Genomic DNA, 19,179 nt, shown 5'->3' on the forward strand with positions numbered 1-19,179 from the left:
ATTGATCCCGATGGGCCTTGATGCTGGGCATTGACACGAAAGGAGTAACTGGGGACGGGCCGGCGCACGAGCCAACGCCCGGAAGTACACGAACCCGGTCGGCGTTGTCATCGGTCAAGACGGCCTCCCATGCTCCGGGGCCATGCGGGTGGAAGCTCCGTGGCGCCGCACCGTCCTCGGTTGGCTCACCACCCTTCACCGCGACGACGAAGGAGGCGCGGCCTCACCGACGACTAGAGTGACGACGCCGAGCACCTCTACCGCCAAGGCTGGTCACTCGCCCGCATCGGCAACCGCATGCACGTCACCGCCGACACCGTGCGTACGCGGCTCCTCGAACGCGACGTCACCATGCGCGACACCCAGGCGCCCCGCACCACGGTGACCACCGAGGCAAGTGATGTCCGATGACCCGGCCCGCCGCTGCGCCGCCGACTCTAAAGCCGCCTTCGACACCGTCGCGACCAGGCCGAACGAAGGACCGGCCAGCGATACCGGCAGCCGACCGGCGGCCATCACGTCCAACGACGACCTGGTTGATCGCACCTGGCAAGAAACCGCCCGCCACTGGACCGCCCACCAGCGACCCACCTCCGCAGAGACCCTCCGCAAGAACCTTCATCAGCACAGCACGCTCACGGACGCTCGTCTCGATCATCCGAGCCGGATGGTCCAGCGACCGCACCCCGCGCACGTAGTAGCAGTTGGTCACTCCACGTCGGAATGACCTGACGTCATGCTGGCAGGCCGACGGGGCTCCCGCCGAGGACGGCGCCTGACGCCGGAATCGTCACTCATACCGCAGAGCCAGGGGCGTCAACACGAACATCGGGCCAGCGCTAGCAGATCACTCGCGGGGCTACAGGCTGCGACTTGCCGCAGCCGTGATCACGTCGTTGTCGCTTTGGACACCGTCCAAACGCCTCCTTGGGCGCGACGTCACCAGTGCAACGGCCAAGGCTGACCCGCCTGCCGATGTAGGTGAGTCTCGACGCTCCCAAATCCACAGTCCAACTGTCACCTCGCCCCGGAGGTAGTACTACGCCAGCCGGCAAGCCGTCGCCACGGTCAAGGACGTCGTCGGCTGCGCCGTATCGGCTCAGGCAGTTCGACCCACCACCGGTGACCATATAACAGCGATTCGGCAACTAATGGTAACGCTGACCGGCGCACGGACGTTGTTCACCGTGACCCCTCCGGCGGACGCAACTAGGACCGCACTGAGACAAACTCGATCGGCGGGTCACCGACTGTGACATAGGTCGGACGGGCTAGGGAGATGCGTTCATGAAAATAGGCGGAGTGGTCCGCGCCGACGCCGCCCCGACGCCGAGCGGTCACAGTGATGCGTCGATGCCGCAGTACCAATCTCGCGAGCCTGTCGAGCAGGTCCGCAACCATGACTGGTACCACACGGCAAGACCGGCTGGGGACTGGCATGACGGGCGTTAGCGCAGGCGGCACAAGGTCCGCGCAGGAGTACCTATCCGATCTTGACCTCAACTGGCGACGACGGCTGAGCCTCGTGTCGCTGGTCGCCGAGGCGCTTGACTCGATCTCCTCGCGCGACTGCGCGACAGCGCTGGAGCTGATCGGCGGTCGGTACTCGGGCCTGGACGGGGCAGACCGACAGCGGCTCCTACGACGGTGGCCGGCCGTGCATGTCGTGACCACCGCGTTCGTCGCTGCCGAACGATATGACCACGCAGGTCTTTGGCCGCACCTTAGATCGTTCCTCGATCGCGACATTGGCCAAGCGTTCAACCCTGAATGGGGTGGAGCGTTCTTGCGCAACCTCGAGCGACTTGGGATGCCGACTTTCGTCGCACAAGGCGAGGAAGCGGGGCAACGATACGTGGGCCGGATGCTGTTGCACTGCGGCGTTCCGACCAACTGTCTGGAGAACTACTTCCGGATGGTCACCGAGCGTCGGACCGCGTCGCCGGGGTCAACAGCGGCAGAGTTGCTGGCATGGGTCGCCTCGCGGGCGACGGATCGTCACCTCCACAACGTGGACAAGCCTGTCGAACGTTTCCTGCGCTACGGCGGCGAGTTCGCAGCCGATGTCACTGATCGAGTTTTCGATCTGCTTGATGCAGTATCGGCCGGCGGCGACGGCCTCGATGTGCAACTGCCCGAAAGATTCCGCCTCAAGGCCCTCGAACTCAACGAACGCGGAGAGATTGCACCTGCGGACGTCAGTGTGCCAACGAAGGTACCTGAGGTGCAGCCCCACCTCGTGATCGACCCGTTCGGCCGTGGCGTCCTCCTGAGACTGCCACCAGTCGGTGATGCGCCCGACGGAACCGCGGTCTGGAACGTCGGGCTTGACGCAGACGTTCAGCGTGTTGCGACGAAAGCTCTGTGGCCTGGCGCGAACGAACCGGCACCACAGACCGATGTCGTCATTCCAAAGCCCGTTCGGTTGGCGACGGCAGCGCTGTTGGGGAAGGAGCATCTCCAGGCGAACCTTTCCGTCGTTGATGACAACGACCCGGCAATTTTCTTCGGGGAAGATGGCGCCCGCCTGTCTCCTGTCCGCCCCCTCCCAGCGGGGCTCGTGTGGGTCCTGTTCCCGGGCGATGAACCGGACAAGCTCGAAGTCACCGGTGACGTATCCAGACTCTCGGAAAGTCCTCTCCCCCCGGGCTGGTCCGGTTGGTGCCTGCTGCTGGTCGATCTCGCTCGCGCCCAGAGTGTCCGGCTCGCTGGATCCGACGCCGTCCACACTGTTCGCAACCACACTGGGGCTCGGGTCGCAGCGATGGAGTTGACGCTCGGCGTCCGCACGACAACGGGAATGCCGGTGTACGCCGGCGTCCCGTCGATCGAGTTGCCGGACGATCTCCGACACGCTGGTTGGCGAGTTGACATCCGCGACTGCGACGGCGAGACGCTCGCACAGTGGAGCACCGAGGACGACAGCTGGAACCCGAACGAGATCTGGGCTCGGCTGCCGCGGCCGCTGTTGGGAACTTTCACCGTGCGTGTTCGAGGCCCATGGGGCCGGGGCGTTACCCGTACGCTCGCCATCGCTGAGGGCCTGTCCGTCAACTTCGACCCGAGCTGGCGTCGACTCACCGCAGCGGGGTTACAACCGGTGGCGGTCACCGTCGATGCACCGCCTGACCTAACCGTAAGCAGGTCACGAACCGACCTAGGCGAGCGGCAACGTGGTGCCACGGTCCTACTGTCGGCGGGCACTACTGCATGTCGCGTTCAGCTCACACCGCCACATATGTCGGTCGCCTATGAATCGAAAGCTGGCGCGTCGATGGCGTCCATCCGGCCGGTGACGCTATTCGGCGAGGATATCCGCGAATCTCCCGGTACATTCATTGTGAATGTCGGCGTCTCGGCCGACCCGACGCTGCACGTGCTGGGAACGACCGGGCTGCTTCAAACCCTCGCTCCAAGCGTCGGTCGTAACGGTGTCTACCGGTTCAATCTCGCCCAGCTCGCAGACACGATCGCCGCCCACCCACACGTCCGGCTGTGTCTCAGTGCGGACGGTGCACTGCAGGTCGCGGTAATCCGACCGAAGCGGCTGTATCGCGAGATCACCGCCCATGAAGGAACCCTGATCCTGAGCCAATCCGTCGAGGTCGACGGTCTCATGGCACTCGTCTACTCCTTGCGTGCCCCGTGGCGCGAGGCCGAGGTTCTTCCCGTCGTCCACGGCCGGGCTGCACTTCCCCGCTGGCTGTGCGACGCGGGCCCGGTGATCGTCACCGTCCGGATTGACGACGCGTGGGTGCCGGAGCCCGTGCCGGACTGGCCAGCACGAGGAACAGCTTCGTTCGTCGACGCTGACGGTTGGCTCGCGGAGGACGATCCGGAGGAGAACGCCCTTTCGGCATACCTCGCCGGCGTGCGCCCGTTCCCTGAACGCATCACTGACTTCAGCCGACTGTGGTCGGTACGCGGACTCATCGGCGCCCTCGCCTTAGGTGATCGCGTGACAGCCGTCAGCAGAGCCATCGATGCGGCCGTCTACTCCTCCCCTCGCGACGCCCTTCTCTCGCTCACCGCGTCGAAAGCGCCGGGGTCATCAATCTCGTCTCTGCTCATCGAATCCGGCTTGGTGCGGGCAAACCTCATCGCGGCGCATGACGACCGGGCTCCCGAGTGGTCGGTCCGTGGTGCACTGCCTGCCGCCTTGCTCTCAGCCGCCGACGCAGGGTGGTCTCGAGAAGAAATCGACGCGGCAGCCACCGTGTGCGGCGCTCGGGTAACCGAGATCCTCGCAGGCAAAGATCCCGTCGCTACCGCGGGACGGCTGGACGCGGCAGCCGATCTGTACGACGAAGCCTCGGCCATGCGAGAAGCGTTCGTGCGTCAAGCAGGACTTGTGCCGCACGGCTTGCTCAGCGGCGACTCCCGTGTGATCGGAACGATGGACCTGGTGAGGGAACGCAAGGACCCACGGCTGCATTGGCTCATCGCCAACTCGCGAAGAATCTACGAAGAGATGACTCGGCTGCTCCGGATAATCAATGACCCGACCACCACGGCTGCCTTCGACGCACGCCGCCACGCCACGGCGATCTCGGGATGGCGCGTGGTGCCGTCCCTGTCTTTGGGATGCGCGCTCGCCGCGCGGCACGCCGCCCGGGGCCACGGAGTTGCTTCAAGTTGGCTTGAGCGGCAACGGCGCTGGTGGAGCGACCTAGGCGAGGTCGTACCCCAGCTGGTGGCAACTGACCTGATCCTTGCCGAATTGCTCGTCGCCAGCATCTCCGCCCGGAACTCTGAGGTAGCCAAATGACGCGAAGCATCGACGCCGTCGCAACATCAGCACAGATCAAGGCGACATACCGACGCTATCTGCAGTCACTTCTGGCAGTCCGAGACCCGCTGCTCGACGCAGCGCTACGGCGGGCGATCGACACAACTAGTCTCCTCGACAAGGGCCCCTATCTCGAGGCGACCCCGCCGTATGCTCCCGGAGCCACGGCTCACGAGCTGATCGACGAGGGCGTTCTCGCATCCGGCTTCACGCGGCTCGCCAGCAACGCGATGCCAATGGATCGACCGCTCTACGTGCATCAGGAGCGCGCCATCCGCAAGGTTGCAGCTGGGCGCAATGTGGTCGTCGCAACGGGAACGGGTTCGGGCAAGACGGAATCGTTCCTGCTCCCCATCCTGGATCGGCTCGTGCGGGAAGACGCAGAGGGAACCTTAGGCCCAGGCGTCCGCGCGCTGCTGCTCTACCCGATGAACGCCCTGGCCAATGACCAGCTGAAACGTCTGCGCCAGCTCCTGGCTACCTACCCGGCAATCACGTTCGGGCGCTATACCGGCGACACCGAGCACGACCCGGTCAAAGCTCGCGAGCGCTTCGGCGAGCTGAACATCGGTGAGCCGATCCTCCCGAACGAACTCTTGAGCCGTACAGAGATGCGAGCGACGCCGCCACACTTGCTGCTGACGAACTATGCGATGTTGGAGTACCTGCTCCTGCGCCCGAGCGACCTGCAGCTGTTCGGCTCCGGGGGCACCTCTACATGGCGCTTCATCGTTGTCGACGAAGCGCACGTCTACGACGGTACGCAGGGCGCCGAGATCGCGATGCTTCTGCGCCGCGTCCGAGACCGAGTCGCTCCGGGTTCCGCCCTTCAATGCATCGCGACATCCGCGACCGTCGGCGGCGATTCCGAGCCGTCAACAGTGACCAAATTCGCGTCCAGCCTGTTCGACCAACCATTTGAGTCGGTCGACGGCGACCCGTCGAGGCAAGACTTGATCACCGCCGAGCGGCTCCCAGCTCCGGAAGGCCCATATTGGGGACCGCTCACGGCAGCCGACTACATCCAACTCCTCGACGAGCCAGACCACGATGCGGCTATCGGCGCGCTCGCGAGCAAAGCTGGATTCTCTTCGAGCCCCGGTGCGGGTGCCACTGTCGCGCTGAGCCACGAACAGGCTCTCGCGACGCTCCGGTCGACGCTGGCCAGCGGTCCGAAGAGGTTCGATTCGGTTGTAGAAGCTGTATTCGGCGAAGATCCGCACGGGCCTGCCGGGCTCGCCGCCGCGGTCAAAGTCGCGAGCAGCCTCAGGAACCAGGACGGCACCGCAGTTCTTTCCGCTCGATATCACCTGTTCCTGCGCGCAACTGAGGGCGCCTTCACCTGCCTGAGCCCCAATGGCCCTCACGTGCATCTCGCGCGTCACGACCTGTGTCCCGAATGCGACACCCGAGTATTCGAGCTGGGGTCCTGCAAGCGATGCGGCGCCGTGCACATCGTGGGCTCACCGGAGATCGTCGACGGCGTCGTCCGCCTCCGTCCTCGCAAGGCCACCGAAAAGGGCACATGGCTCGTACTCGGTGATCAGCCTGAGCTGATCGACGAAGACGAAGAAGCAGTAGCTGACGAGGGTAGAGGGGTCACGGGAAACAACGCCAAACTCTGCGCCAAATGCGGTTCGCTCAACGACTCGCGCGCTACCGCTTGCGCTGACCGAAGCTGCAGAGCCAGCGACCTAAGGCCGGTGCGGCGCCTCAACCAAAAGGGTGACGAAATCGCCGGCTGCCTCGTCTGCGGAGCACGGGGGGCTGGCACCGTACGTATCTTCGAGACTGGCGCAGACGCCAGCGGAGCCGTAATCACAACGTCGCTTTATCAATGCCTTCCACCGGGATCGGACCCGAGGGAAGCGGATCTCCCGGGCGAGGGGCGCAAGCTGCTCGCGTTCAGCGACAGTCGCCAGGCGGCCGCCTACTTCGCCCCCTACCTCGAAGACTCCTACCTGCGCCTCCAGCGCCGGCGGCTGATCTCGCAGGGATTGATTGCTTCCGGCGCAGATGAAGAACCGGTCGGCATCGAGGACCTGAGTTTCGAAACGAGGAAGGCAGCCAAGCGCACCCGAGTCTTCCCTGGTCGACTGACCGCCCAGCAGGAACTCCGCCAAGTCGCACCATGGGTCATGGCTGAGATCCTCGCCACCGACGACCGTCAGTCGCTAGAGGGGCTTGGCTTGGCAAGCATCGCCCTGTACCGCGACAGGTCTTGGCAAGTCCCGAAACCCCTACTGGATCTTGGCCTTGGGCCCGGTGAGGCATGGGCCTTCCTGCAGGAACTCGTCCGAACACTCCGTCAACAGGGCGCGGTCAGCATGCCCGAGGACGTACCGCCCAACCACGAAATATTCGCACCTCGCCTCGGGCCGATCCGCGCCCGCCTGTCTGGACCTGAATCAGTTCGCAAGGTTTTGTCCTGGCTGCCAGGGAAAGGAACCAACCGTCGCGTTGACTACACCCGCCGAGTTCTCACAGCCCTGAACGTGGACACCGACGCGATCGCTCTCTTGAAGGGCATTTGGGCGTTCTTAACCAATCCGAATTCGCCGGTGGACTGGCTTCGGTCATCAACGGAACATGCGCTGGGCGTCGCCTACCAGGTAGACCACGAGTTGCTGAGACTAACGTGGGTTTCCGAACGAAATCCAGTCCATCAGTGCACCACCTGCCGGCGCATTTCCCCATTCACCGTGCGTGGCGTCTGCCCGGCATTGAGCTGCGACGGCACGCTGGCGCCGTTCGTTTCACTAGATCTGGACGACGATATCGACCACTATCGATCGATCTACAGGTCGATGAACGCCGTACCGCTGTCCGCAAAAGAACACACCGCGCAGTGGTCGAACGTCGAGGCGGCTTCCATCCAGCAAGACTTTATCCGCGGCCGCGTCAACGCACTATCATGCTCGACGACGTTCGAGCTCGGTGTCGACGTAGGCGAGCTTCAGGCAGTGATGCTAAGGAACATGCCGCCGAACACCGCCAACTACATCCAGCGGGCTGGCCGAGCAGGCCGACGCGCCGGGTCAGCTGCGCTCGTGGTGACATATGCGAATCGACGTAGCCATGACCTGACGCATTTTGCCGAACCGGAGGTGATGATGTCCGGTGTGATTCGAGCACCATACGTACCGCTCGTCAACGCCCGGATCAATCGTCGGCACGCACACTCGGTGGCGCTGGCCGAATTCTTCCGCTGGCACTTCGCGTCGACGAACAAGATCGAGCGCACTGCTGGCGGATTCTTTTTGCCTGACGAGGAGAGTGCGCCCACGGTCAGTCTGATCAAGGGATTTCTCTCCCCGGTGCCAACTGAGATCACCAAGTCCCTGATGCGGATCCTGCCAGCGCAGATCGCGCACGAGCTCGGCGTCGAGAGCGGGATCTGGGCGTCGCACCTCATTGATCTTCTGGAGGACGTCCGCCGTGAGCTCGCTGCGGACGTGTCGGAACTCGAACACCTGCGTGATGAGGCAGCGGAAGCCAAGAATTTCCAATTGGCCGAGCGATACCAGCAAGTCGGCAACACGCTACGTCGACGAGACTTGCTCGGCTTCTTGGCCAACCACAACGTCCTTCCCAAGTACGGCTTCCCCACCGACAGCGTCGAGCTTCGAACTGCCTTCGGCCTAGGCAAGCATCTCGGGTCGAGCCTCGACCTGACTCGCGACCTTTCAGCCGCCATCCATGAGTACGCACCCGACGCTACCCTTGTCGCCGGAGGAAAACTCTGGACATCACGCGGAATCTACCGACTTCCTGGCCGAGATCTCGAAGAGTTCAACTACTACGTCTGCAAACGATGCGGCGGATTCCGACAAGCGGTCGCGGATGTCGACACGACCTGCTCCTACTGCGGAGCTGCCGCAGAGGCGACCCCCCGGAAGCTCACGATTCCCGAGTTCGGATTTGTCGCTGACAAGGAGCCGAAGAACCCTGGACCGCGGCCGCCAATGCGCTCGTGGAGCGGGGCTACTCACATCCTTAAGCATCCGCCCGAGGGCAAGACCCGACAGCTCCGGCTCCCGGGCGGATCCGCGAATGTTCGAGTCGGTCCCCGGGGACGGCTGATCGCTGTTGCCGACGGGCCAGGAGGCCGTGGGTTCTGGATCTGCGACTGGTGCGGTCACGGTTCCGCTCGCGTCGCCAGCCCGCAAAAAGGTCCGGCGCACAAGCATCTCCTCCGAGACATCGACTGCAACGGGCCCCAGCACCCGCTCGATCTCGCTCACTCCTACGAAACAGACCTCCTGACGCTGGATCTCCGGGTCGCTGGATTCGTCGGCAACCAGGCCGCATGGCACTCAGTGCTCTACGCGATCGTCGAAGCTGCATGCGAAACGCTCGAGATTGGTCGCGACGACATAGGCGGCTCACTCACTCCGACTGGGATCGATCGCTGGGAGATCGTCCTTTTCGACGCCGTGCCCGGCGGAGCAGGCCATGTCCTCATGATCGAGCAACGCCTCGAAAGTGTTTTCAACGCCGCCCTTCGACGTGTTAGCCTCTGCGACTGCGGGCCCGAGACTTCGTGCTATGGCTGCCTGCGCAGCTACAGCAACCAGCGGGAGCACGATGTTCTGTCACGGGGAGCTGCCGAGCAGATACTTCGCCGACTGATCGATGACACCGGTCAGATTGACGCAAAATTCGCCCTCCGTCCTATCTGAGGGGTCGTGAAACCCGAATTGGCTCATAGATTCGGGTGGCATGCTTGCCGCGTCAGGTCCACTCCGAGTCCTCGCGCAGGTGCAACCCTGGCTTGTGTCGCACCCTGCACGGCACGCCAGCACCGCCTCCCCGACACGGCAGGCGCATAGACGTCGGCTGACCACAGATGACGTGCCAACCACCGGTGTATTCGTTGCGGGCCAAGAACACTCGTTCCCCGCTGTCCGCGGTGGCCTGAACCGTCCGGTTGGCGTAGGTAAGCTCGACAGTGTATCGGTCGGCAACATCGGATGTCGCCTGATCAGCAAGCATCCAGCGCTTGACTTCTAGCACCGCGCCGAGAGTCGGCGGCGTGGCCATCTCGCGCTGCCACTGTTCGGCAGCCTCCGCTTCCTCGCGCGACTTTCGGGCCGCCGCATCAGCCTGCTCGATCTCCCATCGCGAACGCCCCTGAGACCGCTTGTTGTGTGTTCCGCACGGCTGCTTCTTCTTGTTCACACACTGCTCGCCGGGCGCAGCCTGGCAGACCGGGCACTCGTAATTGTCCCGAGTGGGGTCGTGCACGACGACAACAGTGTCGTCATACAGACCCGTGCCTCGCGGATCCAGGAACCGGGAGACGAATTTGGTCACGCCGTAGGTGACGGACTCAAAGCCGCCGTTGCGGCCAACCACCAGCTCAGTGATGGGACCGTACTTACGAAGCGCCTCAGCTGGGGACAACCGACTAGTCACGGCCACCGAGCCATGCTCGGTCCACTCTTGCCCGATAACGGGATCACCGAGTCGGGCCCACGCAATAGGCTCGCCGCACCAGCCGTCATATAAAATCGCGCCGCTCATGTTCCTATCCTGCCCTGACGACCCCGGCAGGGCGTTGCACTGGCGGACCGTGACAGCGTGCATCACCGATCGAGCTTGGCCACCTACGTGTCCTTGCGGCTCAGGAATGCCGCGCAGCGTCCGGCGCCCCGCTGGTGCAGGTAGGCAGGCGGGGCCGGCGAGGCTATCGATCTCGGTGACCGGGGCGCGCTCGGGGAGGTCGGCTGAGACGGATCCTCGGAGGCCGCCTTCTGGCCCCGCGACCACGCCTCGGCATCCTCGTCGATGAGAACACTAACGTGAGCCAACTTGGGACCGGAGAGTTGCGTGATCAGTACCGCGAGCACAGACGCATCTACCCACCACATGACTGATCAACTCATGCATCGGCGCGGCCCACAAGACCACATATAACAAAATGGACACGAACCACTGGTTCGTGTCCAACAACCCGAGAGTTCGGGTTGTGAAACGTTGTGGGCCTGACGGAGGCCCTTTCAAGGTCTCCCCGGCCGGTGCGACACATGCTCGGGCTGGTCCAGACGTGGCCAGACCTGCCGATTTGTGACGCAAATCACAAACCTGTCCATCGGACTGCCCGCCAGCTGCGCCCCGCCGAGATCGATGAGCTCGTAGCCGCCTACCAGGCCGGAGACCGGGTCCGCGAGCTCGCCACCCGCTTTGGCGTCAGCCGGGACACGGTCGGCAAGCATCTGCGCTCCCGAGGTATCGACACCAAGCCGCCCGGACTCCATCCGGACGATGTACCCGAAGCCGCCAGGCTCTACCGATCTGGCTGGCCGCTCGCACGCGTCGCCGAGAAGTTCAACACGACGGCAAGCACGGTGCAGCGGAGACTCTTGGAGCTTGAAGTGCGGATGCGGGACACAAACGGGCGGGAGCGGCAGGAATGCCCATAGGCTCTTCGTTCAAACGTAGCGTTCACCAGCGGTGTCGGCGATCTCGTATCGGAGAATGGATCTAGCCACTAACCCAATGTGCCAACCACTTGCCAATAGGGCCGGAACGACACGACCTTAAGGTGCCTTCAAGTAGCGAGGTAGTTCCGTCAACGGCATTGCGGGCAGCACCATCAGCGCCTACGACGGGCAGCATTAATCACATTGATGGAGCGGCCGAGTTCCGATGGACCATTGGCCGGAAGCCAATAGCGTCCCACAATAACAATTCCGCCTTGAGTCGGAACTGGTGACTCAACATAGACCTTGAGGTGTCCTCCAACGGACTGCCCCAGGTAGATTCGACGGTCAACCTCCCAGATTAGATGAGGAACTGGTCGATCATCCATCTGCATCTTGTCAAACCAAATAGAAAGATTGGGAGCTGCAGGAGTGCCGGATACGTCCTGTTCACTACGCCTTGCTTTCATGTGCTGAGATCCGCTACCACTCCGAGAACTATACTCTCTAGCCGCCTTTTCCTCGCGCCTGGCTGTATACTCGGCCAGGACTTCCATAAGCGTTCCTTCAATCAGTTCCGCGTGTTCAATTTCCGATCTCCATTCATCAAGGGCACCCAATCCATATAATCGTTCAGCCTCCTTCCTGCACTTTTTGCTGCCCTTTTCATGGATCCTCTTGACATCCCGAAGCTCATCCCAACTATGAAACTGAAACCGTCGGCCAGTCATCTGCTCCACCCTTTCCCGATTGATGCTTCCGGCGCCCCAAAAAACAGCCCCGACGCCCCACGCCAACGCCGTGGATCAGCGGCCGCCCGAACAGATCAGTGAAACCATGCGCCGAAGATTGAGTTCCGAGCCACACTTCTTCCCGTGAGACGTTCGTAAAGATCGACAGTTTGATCCTCGGTCAAGCCGCAGATATAGTCGCAGACTGCGCGCGCTCGAATCTCTTCCTCGGAGCCGTAGTCGATACCAGAATCAATAATACGCCTATATATCTCTTGGAGTGTTATAGGTACAGGTGCCCTCGATTTTGTTTGAATTCTTTCTGCATTGTCCTGAACAAGAGCGAATAGCGCCTGAAAGAGGCGTCTCATGATACGCTTCTGGCCATGCTGAGCCACGGCCAGCGCGGGCTTATTGATCACATGATACCAATTTAGAGTCTTCAGCACTTCCACCTCATATTGACTGCTCTCATCTACCCTCAGATACGCGCCATCTTCCGAGCAGTCGCACTCCACCGATCTAACATACTTTTTGATGCGATCCGAGATCCATTGATTGATTCGGACGCGCTGATCGCGAGTATCTTCAAATCTCTCCCTAGGAGGGTCGGACCTTAAGAGTCTTTCATACGCAGCCATGAACTCATTGTGGTTATAGCCGTCCAGGGGGTGTTCTCCGGAGCTGTTCCGCACCCGAGCAAAGTCAAGAAACTCCTTGTCGTCACGACGCAAGGTATTGAGCGGAATCAAACCACCCCGATAGTAGTCATCGAGATCGTGTGTCGCGAAAGATACATCATCCGCCCAGTCCATGAGAATTGCCGCAACGCTCCGCACCTCCACACGGGGAGCACCACTAAGCTGTTCGCGCGCATGATCGAAGTCCCGCTCCTCCGACAGATATGCCCCCCATTTCCGACCACGACTTCGATCAGACCATTTCACGTGCGGCAGCGGTCGGGACGACGCATCCTTACGGTACTGCGGATACTTTAAGATTGAATTCAGACTAGCCCGGGTCAAGTTGAGTCCATAAGGGTTCAATTTACGAGACGCGAGCTTTGTTACTATACGGAACGACTGCGCATTGCCTTCAAACCCACCATAGTCTTCCATCTCAACATTCAAGACCTTCTCAGCAATATGACCAAATGGCGGGTGCCCGAGATCGTGGGCAAGGCCGGCTGTTTCGGCTATGTCCGGCAGGTATGGATGACACTCCTGCTCAAGGTCGCTCGTGAAATTTTCATTCGTCAGAAGACGCTGCGCCATGCTTCTAGCTAGTTGGGCAACCTTGAGGCTATGGGTCAAGCGGTTATGCAACAAGGCCTGCTCTCGAACGGCAGCGACTTGCGTCACGCCAGCTAACCGACGAAATGCCGAGGAGTACAACACTCGGTCCCGGTCACGCTGAAACGGATTTCTGTATTCGTCCGCATCACTCTCTTCTGCATGGAGCGGTTTAGCATCGAAGCTCTGGTAGGCGTTTCCCAACGTGGCCACGTGCAGCTCCCCGTGAAATATTTAACCCTCTGGACCGGTGGCCCAGAGGGTTAAGCTCAGGCCGGTTTCCCGGCATCGTGAATCTGACTCATAACCGCAGATCCTATCCTCACCTGAACTAGGACCCTGCTCACTTTGAGCTCGCTCAACACAAATTCCGCAACCCTGCTCGCCACCTGAAATTCTTTCATGATCCAGGTCTCAAGTGCATCCAATTCCCAAGGGCCTTGTTCGCGGCGCAGCATGGCTTTTGTACCATCTTTTGCACGCTCAAAGTCGCGCCGCCACTGCGCCTCCTCCTCCATCGACGGCAAACTTGCGCCGGTCAATCCAAGACCACCAGGCATGTTGGTCGTTCCTTTCATATGGTCGCAAGCTGGCCGCGCAGTGTTACGCCTGTAGCATCAACGTTGCGCAATCGCGCTGAGGCTAGCGGAGGCTGTTCAAGCGCTTGCCGCCGCCGCAGTTTGAACATGCGACAGCTCTCGCGAGATAGGTGCGAACGAAACTTAATCAGCTCGTCTGTGGCAAATATGATAGATAATCACTAACATGTCAAGAAGTGGGACACAGTTCTAGTAGCGAACCGACGTTCGTGACACATGTGCCGATCCGCCAAGATTTATTTGCTCTCCGACACCTAACGAGTCCCGCATGCCCTTAGACGTTTCGGCTAGGGTCTGGCACCTTGAGAGCCTCGATGGGAACTTCAACTCTCTTGCCGGGCCGAACGCCGAAACAGTCGTACTCCGACCGTCGACGGCTGGCATGCGGATGCGGATGCGGGATACGAACGGGCGTGAGCGGTAGCCCTACTGGTCGCCCGGGCCTTCGACCGCCGTCAGTACAAAAGACTCATAGCGCCACTGCTGAGCCGTCGCGTGGGCGTGCATAACCACCTCGACGATCTCTGGCACGGGAGCATCCTCCTCAACTCGGCACCTATCGATCTTGCGCTTCAGCGCTGGCCACAGCTGCTTGGCCAAGTCAACCTTGCTGGGCTTGTAGGTCCACTGGCTCCAGACGTGCTTGATATCTACCCGCTTTTGCCCCTTTCGCGAACGCTCGCGCAGGTTCGCGAGGTCCCGAATCAGCTCGTCGCGGGTTAGGCTGTTCACCGTCTCGTGCACGGCGATCAAGGCATCAGCCAGCTCGTCATCGTCGAAGTGAGCGAACTCGTAGCAGGACGCCGACCACGTCTGCACGTCCACGAGCAGGGCGAGTTCTTCTTCAGTAGTCTTGGCACCCTGCGCGCGAAGCACATTCCTGATCTCGTCAAGGATGTCTTCGCGCGTCTTCGCCGCCCTGTCTGGAGACCACTTGCCTTCGGGATCAACGGCGATCATCAAGCAGGTGGGCGGCTTGAGCAGGTCCCAGCTACCTTGAACCCGCCGGCCGCCGATCAAGGGCGCAGCGGCCAGCGCGGCCACCTTCTGCAAGTCTTTGTCCACGCCATCGAGACGCAGCACTCGCATAAGTTCAGGTGCCTCGCGGAAGCCCAGCTCCGTCCAGACCTTCGGCACGTGCACTGCTTCGCTTTCGCCCTCCACGGCCAGCACAACACGAGGATGAGGCGATATGCCGAGCCTCATCAGGTCTTGATCCAATGTGCTGTCGCGGTAGCTCAAGCGGTCGTGCATGGGATGCACTGTCATCACCGGCGGCTCCGGAAGCGGGTCAGCTACGCCGCGGCCGGCCAAGTCTTCGTAGAAGAGAAGCAGGATCTCAGCCGTCTGCCGCATATCCATGGCGGCCAGGGCTGGCCCTTTGAGGTCATCCCATGCCTTCTTCGGCGCTCGCCGCGCGAGCTTGCCCCATGACCGCCCAAGTGGGTCAATCCTCTGCGCCAGCTCAAGCAGGTCTTCGGCGTCATCCCTCGCTTGAGCTGCGGAGTAGCCAAGAGCACGACTCGCGACGACTGGATCGAAGCCGTCTCTGTAGCCCTTCCACTCTTCGACACCCGCACCCGACAGGCGAACCCACTCCGGATCGAGTGCTGGGTTGTACCTCGCCTCAAGAGCGGTCGCCGCAACGGCAAGTCTCCTGAACTCGGCCGCCTGCTCGATCAAGTGCTCATGAGGCACTGGCAGCGTTACGCGCAGTTCCCGACCTCGCCACTTGTTCCGACGCCCTTCGAGTATCCACGGCATGACCGACAAGACGTGCAGCTGATGCCACGAGTAGATGAAGCCATTCCACCAGCGCCGGTTGAACCGCGCCTGCCGAGCAAATGGCAGGTGCGGCCGGAAGGTCGTCGTAGCAAGGTCACGCAACCTGCCTGTCTCGCGAGCGAGACGCAGTTCCATAAGCAAGGTCCCCGCTCGACCTGGCTCATCATCGACGGAGACCGCCAGCGACGGGTCCGGCTCGTTTTGCGCCCACACGAACGGGATAAGCAACCGATGCCGGTAGAGCTCGCGCATAACCTGAGTGTTGAGATCGAACCCGCGTCGCTTCGCCTCTGAGATAAATCCATCTGAGCTCAAGGGCGAGCGCTGGGTGAAGACCCAGGGCATCGATGCAACGATCAGCGGCGAAGGTGAATCACCTGAGCTCGTGCTACCAGCAGAAGAGACTTGCGTCATCGATCGATCCTACCTCATTCTGGCCATTCAGCCTGCTCACTGCTTAGACGTCTTCCACTCCCAAGGATCCCGGGTCACGGGATCGTAAGCAATACAGGTCGACACGTTACGGGAGATGTCGAACTGATATGCACTCTGCTATTATTCACAGTAACGAAAGGTCAGGATGATGACAGACGCCCGCACCCCTTCCAACGCAGGGGAATACACTCCTCCAACGAGTGAGATTATTTCCCGAGAGCAGAATACTATTGAAGCAGCCCGCCTCCTCCTCGCCCAACGGCGTCTGTACTCCAAATCAAAGCGTTGGCTGGCATTTCGTACAATCGGCGTCCTTCTGATCGCGATTGTCACACCGATAGCCTGCCTAGTTTGGCCAAAGTCCGCCATAGTCTGGGGTGCCATAGCCACCTTATGGACTTTTGCTGGCCGAACTACGCTTATTCAGCTGGAGAAAAAGACTTCGGCGAAGGCTGCGGCTGTGCAAGAAATATTCGACACGCTGATTTTTGGGATGCCGTCCCAAGGTAAGCGCACGCCAAGCCCGTCGCTGGAAGAAATTTCCGCAATTGCCGGAGTGGACGAGAGCATCTTGTCTCAAGCAAAGGAGGCCAGGCTTCTCGACTGGTACGACATCGACGAGGCGCAGGATGGCTTAGTCACGGTCGCGATATGTCAGCGAGCAAACGCCTCTTACTCTGACCGGCTTCTGCGTACCTATGCCAATACCTGGCTGGGTATCGTAATTGTCTGGACGGCCCTCTTGGTTACATTCGGAGTCGTACAGAAGCTCAGCTTCACCACGTTCTTGCTTGGCGTTCTCCTGCCGCTACTTCCGGCCTTCTTGAACGCTTTTGAGTACTGGTTCGGCATCCGCCGCGCAGCGGCGGACCGCAGCGACCTCACGGCCACAATCGAGGCGAAACTGGAAGACAACGCCAAAGAACTTGAGAGCGAAGACCTGCTTGTCTGGCAGAGTCGCCTATACACTCTACGCCGAGACGTTCCCCAGGTTCCCGACTTCATCTACAAGCTCAAGCGAAAGAAGAACGAGGCAACGATGAAGAGCGTCGCGCGCCTACTATCTTCGCGCGTCAAGCATTCAATTGAGTCGGAAAACGATGAGAGCTAGAACACCTTTTCAGCGGGCCTAGTAGTAAGCCGGAAATTCACCATTGAATAGTAGGTCCCACCACTCGAACGCCTTGCGCTCATTGCCGCTCTTGTGTTCATCGAGCGCCTTGGTGGCCCGAGTTGCAGCGGTGTCAAGCTTCGACAATGCGTCCGCTCGCTTTACGTCACTTGAACATGCATGGATTCGACCCGTATACCCAGTCGGATCATTCATCGACGCGAGCTCATGACCCTGCAATCGCTCAAGGAATCTCTTGAGGTCCTGGGCATAGTCAATAAAGGTCTCGCCATCCATATATTGAGCCGCTCGCATCTCCAGGTAAAAAGATGAGATCGGCACGTTACGATAGTACTTCCACGCCTTGGCTAGACGAGCAAGCTCCTTCGCGCCGCCCTGCGGGTTGGAGTTGCAGCTGTTGACGTAACTCAGGTGGGCCTCTGGCGTGGACTCCATCCACTCGTCCACAACGCCGGGGATATTGAACTTCATGACCTCTTTGTCAGTCACGCGCTCCTTCGCGTAGGCCGGGATGACCTCGACGCGCTCATATCCCTGACCGAACTCAAGCACGACAGCAGGCCGCGAGACGTGGATATGCGTATACGGGAATCTCTCCTGCAACGCACTCCGCACAGCCGAGAGCGTACTGTCCGACAAGCTCGGTCGGTTCGACTTAAGCGACACGAAGAAGTCAACATCGCTGTGACCGCTTACTCCGGTGCCATGCTTGAACGAGCCACTCTCAAACATGCGATAGACGCCGAACTTCGCGTCGAGTTTTGAACTAATGCTTTCGCGATGCGAGGAGGCCTTCGAACGCTCGCTGTCACTCGGCGTGAGTCCGTTAAGAAAGATGCTGAAAGCCACTGCCGCCGTCTTTGCCATGCTGCCTGCCATTTACGATTGTATGTCACGAACACGACGGAGATATGATCATGGTAATAATTCAACCCCAGTCGTGATTTTTTTTGCTAAATTGATCAAGAAACAACATATATTCTCGCCCATTAGCGAGCTGAAGGCAAGTACTCAAATGGGTGGCGCATTGCCTGCGGGTGGTAGTTGAGCGATCGCAAAGAGTCAACGTACAAGCAGAAGCCTGCTTATTGGGTATCGCTCGGAACGAACTACCCACACGAGCCAACTCTCCGACCGGACGCCCCCGACCGTAAGCTTGGAATATGACCGCACGTAGCACCGGGACCACGGTCCGCACGCCAGACGGCCTCAACCTGATCGGCACGCTGGTCCAGCCGGACGGGCCGAGCCGCCATGCCGCTGTGCTGGTGCACGGCGGCGGTGTCACGCGGCATGAGGCGGGCTTCTTCACCCGACTGGCCGCCGGCCTGGCTGAGAGCGGCGTAGCCTCGCTCCGCTTCGATCTCCCTGGTCACGGCGAGAGCGAAGGCCGTCAGGAGGAGTTATCGCTCGCCGGGGTCCTCAACGCTATTCGTGCAGCTGGGGCCCACCTCTGCCGGGAGACCAGCCTGGCGACGGCGTCGCTCGTGGCGGCCAGCTTCTCCGGTGGCCTGGCCGCCTACTACGCCGCCCGACGTCCGGCCGACGTCGAACGGCTGGTCTTGTTCAACCCGTTGCTCGACTACAAGCAGCGGTTTGTGGATCAGAAGGACTTCTGGCGAGGCGACTACCTGACCGACGAGGCCGCGCGCGACCTGAGCGAGCAGGGCTTCTTGCCGCACTCGCCGAGTTTCAAGCTGAGTCGGGCCCTGCTCAACGAGGTGTTCTGGCTCGATGCCCGCGGGGCTTTGGCCGACATCGGGGCGCCCACGCTCATCGTGCATGGCACCAAGGACACCTTCATCCCGGTGGAGTCGTCGCGGGATGCAGATCGCCGGCTGACCGCCCCGCACCGACTGCTTGAGCTCGAGGGCGCGCAGCATGGCCTTGCCGTCCACAATGACCCGACGTACGCCGACCCGCAGTCTCAGGCCTGGCAGGCCGAGGTCATCACCGCCGTCCGCGACTGGCTGACAGCCAAGTAGTACCCG

At 61.2% G+C, this 19,179-nt stretch carries 12 protein-coding genes; 5 read left to right on the top strand and 7 right to left on the bottom strand.

The genetic code is table 11. The annotated features are described in order from the left end of the window. Positions 1-273: 273 nt before the first annotated feature. The gene (locus QQ657_RS15245; protein ID WP_284742789.1) at positions 274-525 is read right to left on the bottom strand and encodes a hypothetical protein; all 252 of its coding nucleotides are present in this window, start codon (positions 523-525) and stop codon (positions 274-276) included. Positions 526-1,525: 1,000 nt separating this feature from the next. Between QQ657_RS15245 and QQ657_RS15250 the strand changes: the two genes are divergently transcribed. Continuing rightward, the gene (locus tag QQ657_RS15250; RefSeq protein ID WP_284742790.1) at positions 1,526-4,768 is read left to right on the top strand and encodes a hypothetical protein; all 3,243 of its coding nucleotides are present in this window, start codon (positions 1,526-1,528) and stop codon (positions 4,766-4,768) included. Further along, complete coding sequence (locus tag QQ657_RS15255; RefSeq protein WP_284742791.1) at positions 4,765-9,471, top strand: DEAD/DEAH box helicase; 4,707 nt, start codon at positions 4,765-4,767, stop codon at positions 9,469-9,471. The genes QQ657_RS15250 and QQ657_RS15255 overlap by 4 nt, the downstream gene beginning before the upstream one ends. 52 nt (positions 9,472-9,523) lie before the next feature. On the opposite strand, the gene QQ657_RS15260 is transcribed toward QQ657_RS15255, so the two are convergent. Continuing rightward, positions 9,524-10,315 carry a hypothetical protein gene (locus tag QQ657_RS15260; RefSeq protein WP_284742792.1) on the bottom strand — a complete coding sequence of 264 codons (792 nt, stop codon included), beginning with the start codon at positions 10,313-10,315 and terminating at the stop codon, positions 9,524-9,526. Positions 10,316-10,818: 503 nt separating this feature from the next. Here QQ657_RS15260 and QQ657_RS15265 point away from each other — a divergent pair. Next, positions 10,819-11,214, top strand: a complete 396-nt coding sequence (locus QQ657_RS15265) for a helix-turn-helix domain-containing protein (RefSeq protein ID WP_284742793.1) — start codon at positions 10,819-10,821, stop codon at positions 11,212-11,214. A gap of 173 nt (positions 11,215-11,387) precedes the next feature. Here the strand turns inward: QQ657_RS15265 and QQ657_RS15270 are convergent, their stop codons facing one another. The 4 genes from QQ657_RS15270 to QQ657_RS15285 form a co-directional block, all read right to left on the bottom strand. Continuing rightward, the gene (locus QQ657_RS15270; protein ID WP_284742794.1) at positions 11,388-11,945 is read right to left on the bottom strand and encodes a hypothetical protein; all 558 of its coding nucleotides are present in this window, start codon (positions 11,943-11,945) and stop codon (positions 11,388-11,390) included. 95 nt (positions 11,946-12,040) lie between these two features. Continuing rightward, complete coding sequence (locus QQ657_RS15275) at positions 12,041-13,450, bottom strand: deoxyguanosinetriphosphate triphosphohydrolase family protein (protein WP_284742795.1); 1,410 nt, start codon at positions 13,448-13,450, stop codon at positions 12,041-12,043. Positions 13,451-13,506: 56 nt separating this feature from the next. Continuing rightward, a complete protein-coding gene (locus tag QQ657_RS15280) occupies positions 13,507-13,815 on the bottom strand; it encodes a hypothetical protein (RefSeq protein ID WP_284742796.1) in 309 nt (102 codons plus the stop codon). 447 nt (positions 13,816-14,262) lie between these two features. Beyond that, positions 14,263-16,035: a hypothetical protein gene (locus QQ657_RS15285; protein WP_284742797.1), complete on the bottom strand. Its 1,773-nt coding sequence runs from the start codon at positions 16,033-16,035 to the stop codon at positions 14,263-14,265. A gap of 169 nt (positions 16,036-16,204) precedes the next feature. Here QQ657_RS15285 and QQ657_RS15290 point away from each other — a divergent pair, with 169 nt between their 5' ends. Continuing rightward, the gene (locus QQ657_RS15290; RefSeq protein WP_284742798.1) at positions 16,205-17,167 is read left to right on the top strand and encodes an S-4TM family putative pore-forming effector; all 963 of its coding nucleotides are present in this window, start codon (positions 16,205-16,207) and stop codon (positions 17,165-17,167) included. A gap of 18 nt (positions 17,168-17,185) precedes the next feature. On the opposite strand, the gene QQ657_RS15295 is transcribed toward QQ657_RS15290, so the two are convergent. Then, a complete protein-coding gene (locus QQ657_RS15295; RefSeq protein WP_284742799.1) occupies positions 17,186-18,067 on the bottom strand; it encodes a nucleotidyltransferase domain-containing protein in 882 nt (293 codons plus the stop codon). A gap of 284 nt (positions 18,068-18,351) precedes the next feature. Here QQ657_RS15295 and QQ657_RS15300 point away from each other — a divergent pair, with 284 nt between their 5' ends. After that, positions 18,352-19,173, top strand: a complete 822-nt coding sequence (locus QQ657_RS15300) for an alpha/beta hydrolase (RefSeq protein ID WP_284742800.1) — start codon at positions 18,352-18,354, stop codon at positions 19,171-19,173. Positions 19,174-19,179: the final 6 nt, after the last annotated feature.

It is taken from the genome of Amycolatopsis ponsaeliensis (genome assembly GCF_030182635.1).
In the GTDB taxonomy this organism is placed as follows: domain Bacteria; phylum Actinomycetota; class Actinomycetes; order Mycobacteriales; family Pseudonocardiaceae; genus Amycolatopsis; species Amycolatopsis ponsaeliensis.

Excerpts from the sequence above, each read along its gene's own strand:
- QQ657_RS15255 (WP_284742791.1), top strand. The coding sequence starts at position 4,765 with ATGACGCGAAGCATCGACGCCGTCGCAACATCAGCACAGATCAAGGCG.
- QQ657_RS15260 (WP_284742792.1), bottom strand. The coding sequence starts at position 10,315 with ATGAGCGGCGCGATTTTATATGACGGCTGGTGCGGCGAGCCTATTGCG.
- QQ657_RS15265 (WP_284742793.1), top strand. The coding sequence starts at position 10,819 with ATGCTCGGGCTGGTCCAGACGTGGCCAGACCTGCCGATTTGTGACGCA.
- QQ657_RS15270 (WP_284742794.1), bottom strand. The coding sequence starts at position 11,945 with ATGACTGGCCGACGGTTTCAGTTTCATAGTTGGGATGAGCTTCGGGAT.
- QQ657_RS15280 (WP_284742796.1), bottom strand. The coding sequence starts at position 13,815 with ATGAAAGGAACGACCAACATGCCTGGTGGTCTTGGATTGACCGGCGCA.
- QQ657_RS15285 (WP_284742797.1), bottom strand. The coding sequence starts at position 16,035 with ATGACGCAAGTCTCTTCTGCTGGTAGCACGAGCTCAGGTGATTCACCT.
- QQ657_RS15290 (WP_284742798.1), top strand. The coding sequence starts at position 16,205 with ATGACAGACGCCCGCACCCCTTCCAACGCAGGGGAATACACTCCTCCA.
- QQ657_RS15295 (WP_284742799.1), bottom strand. The coding sequence starts at position 18,067 with ATGGCAGGCAGCATGGCAAAGACGGCGGCAGTGGCTTTCAGCATCTTT.
- QQ657_RS15300 (WP_284742800.1), top strand. The coding sequence starts at position 18,352 with ATGACCGCACGTAGCACCGGGACCACGGTCCGCACGCCAGACGGCCTC.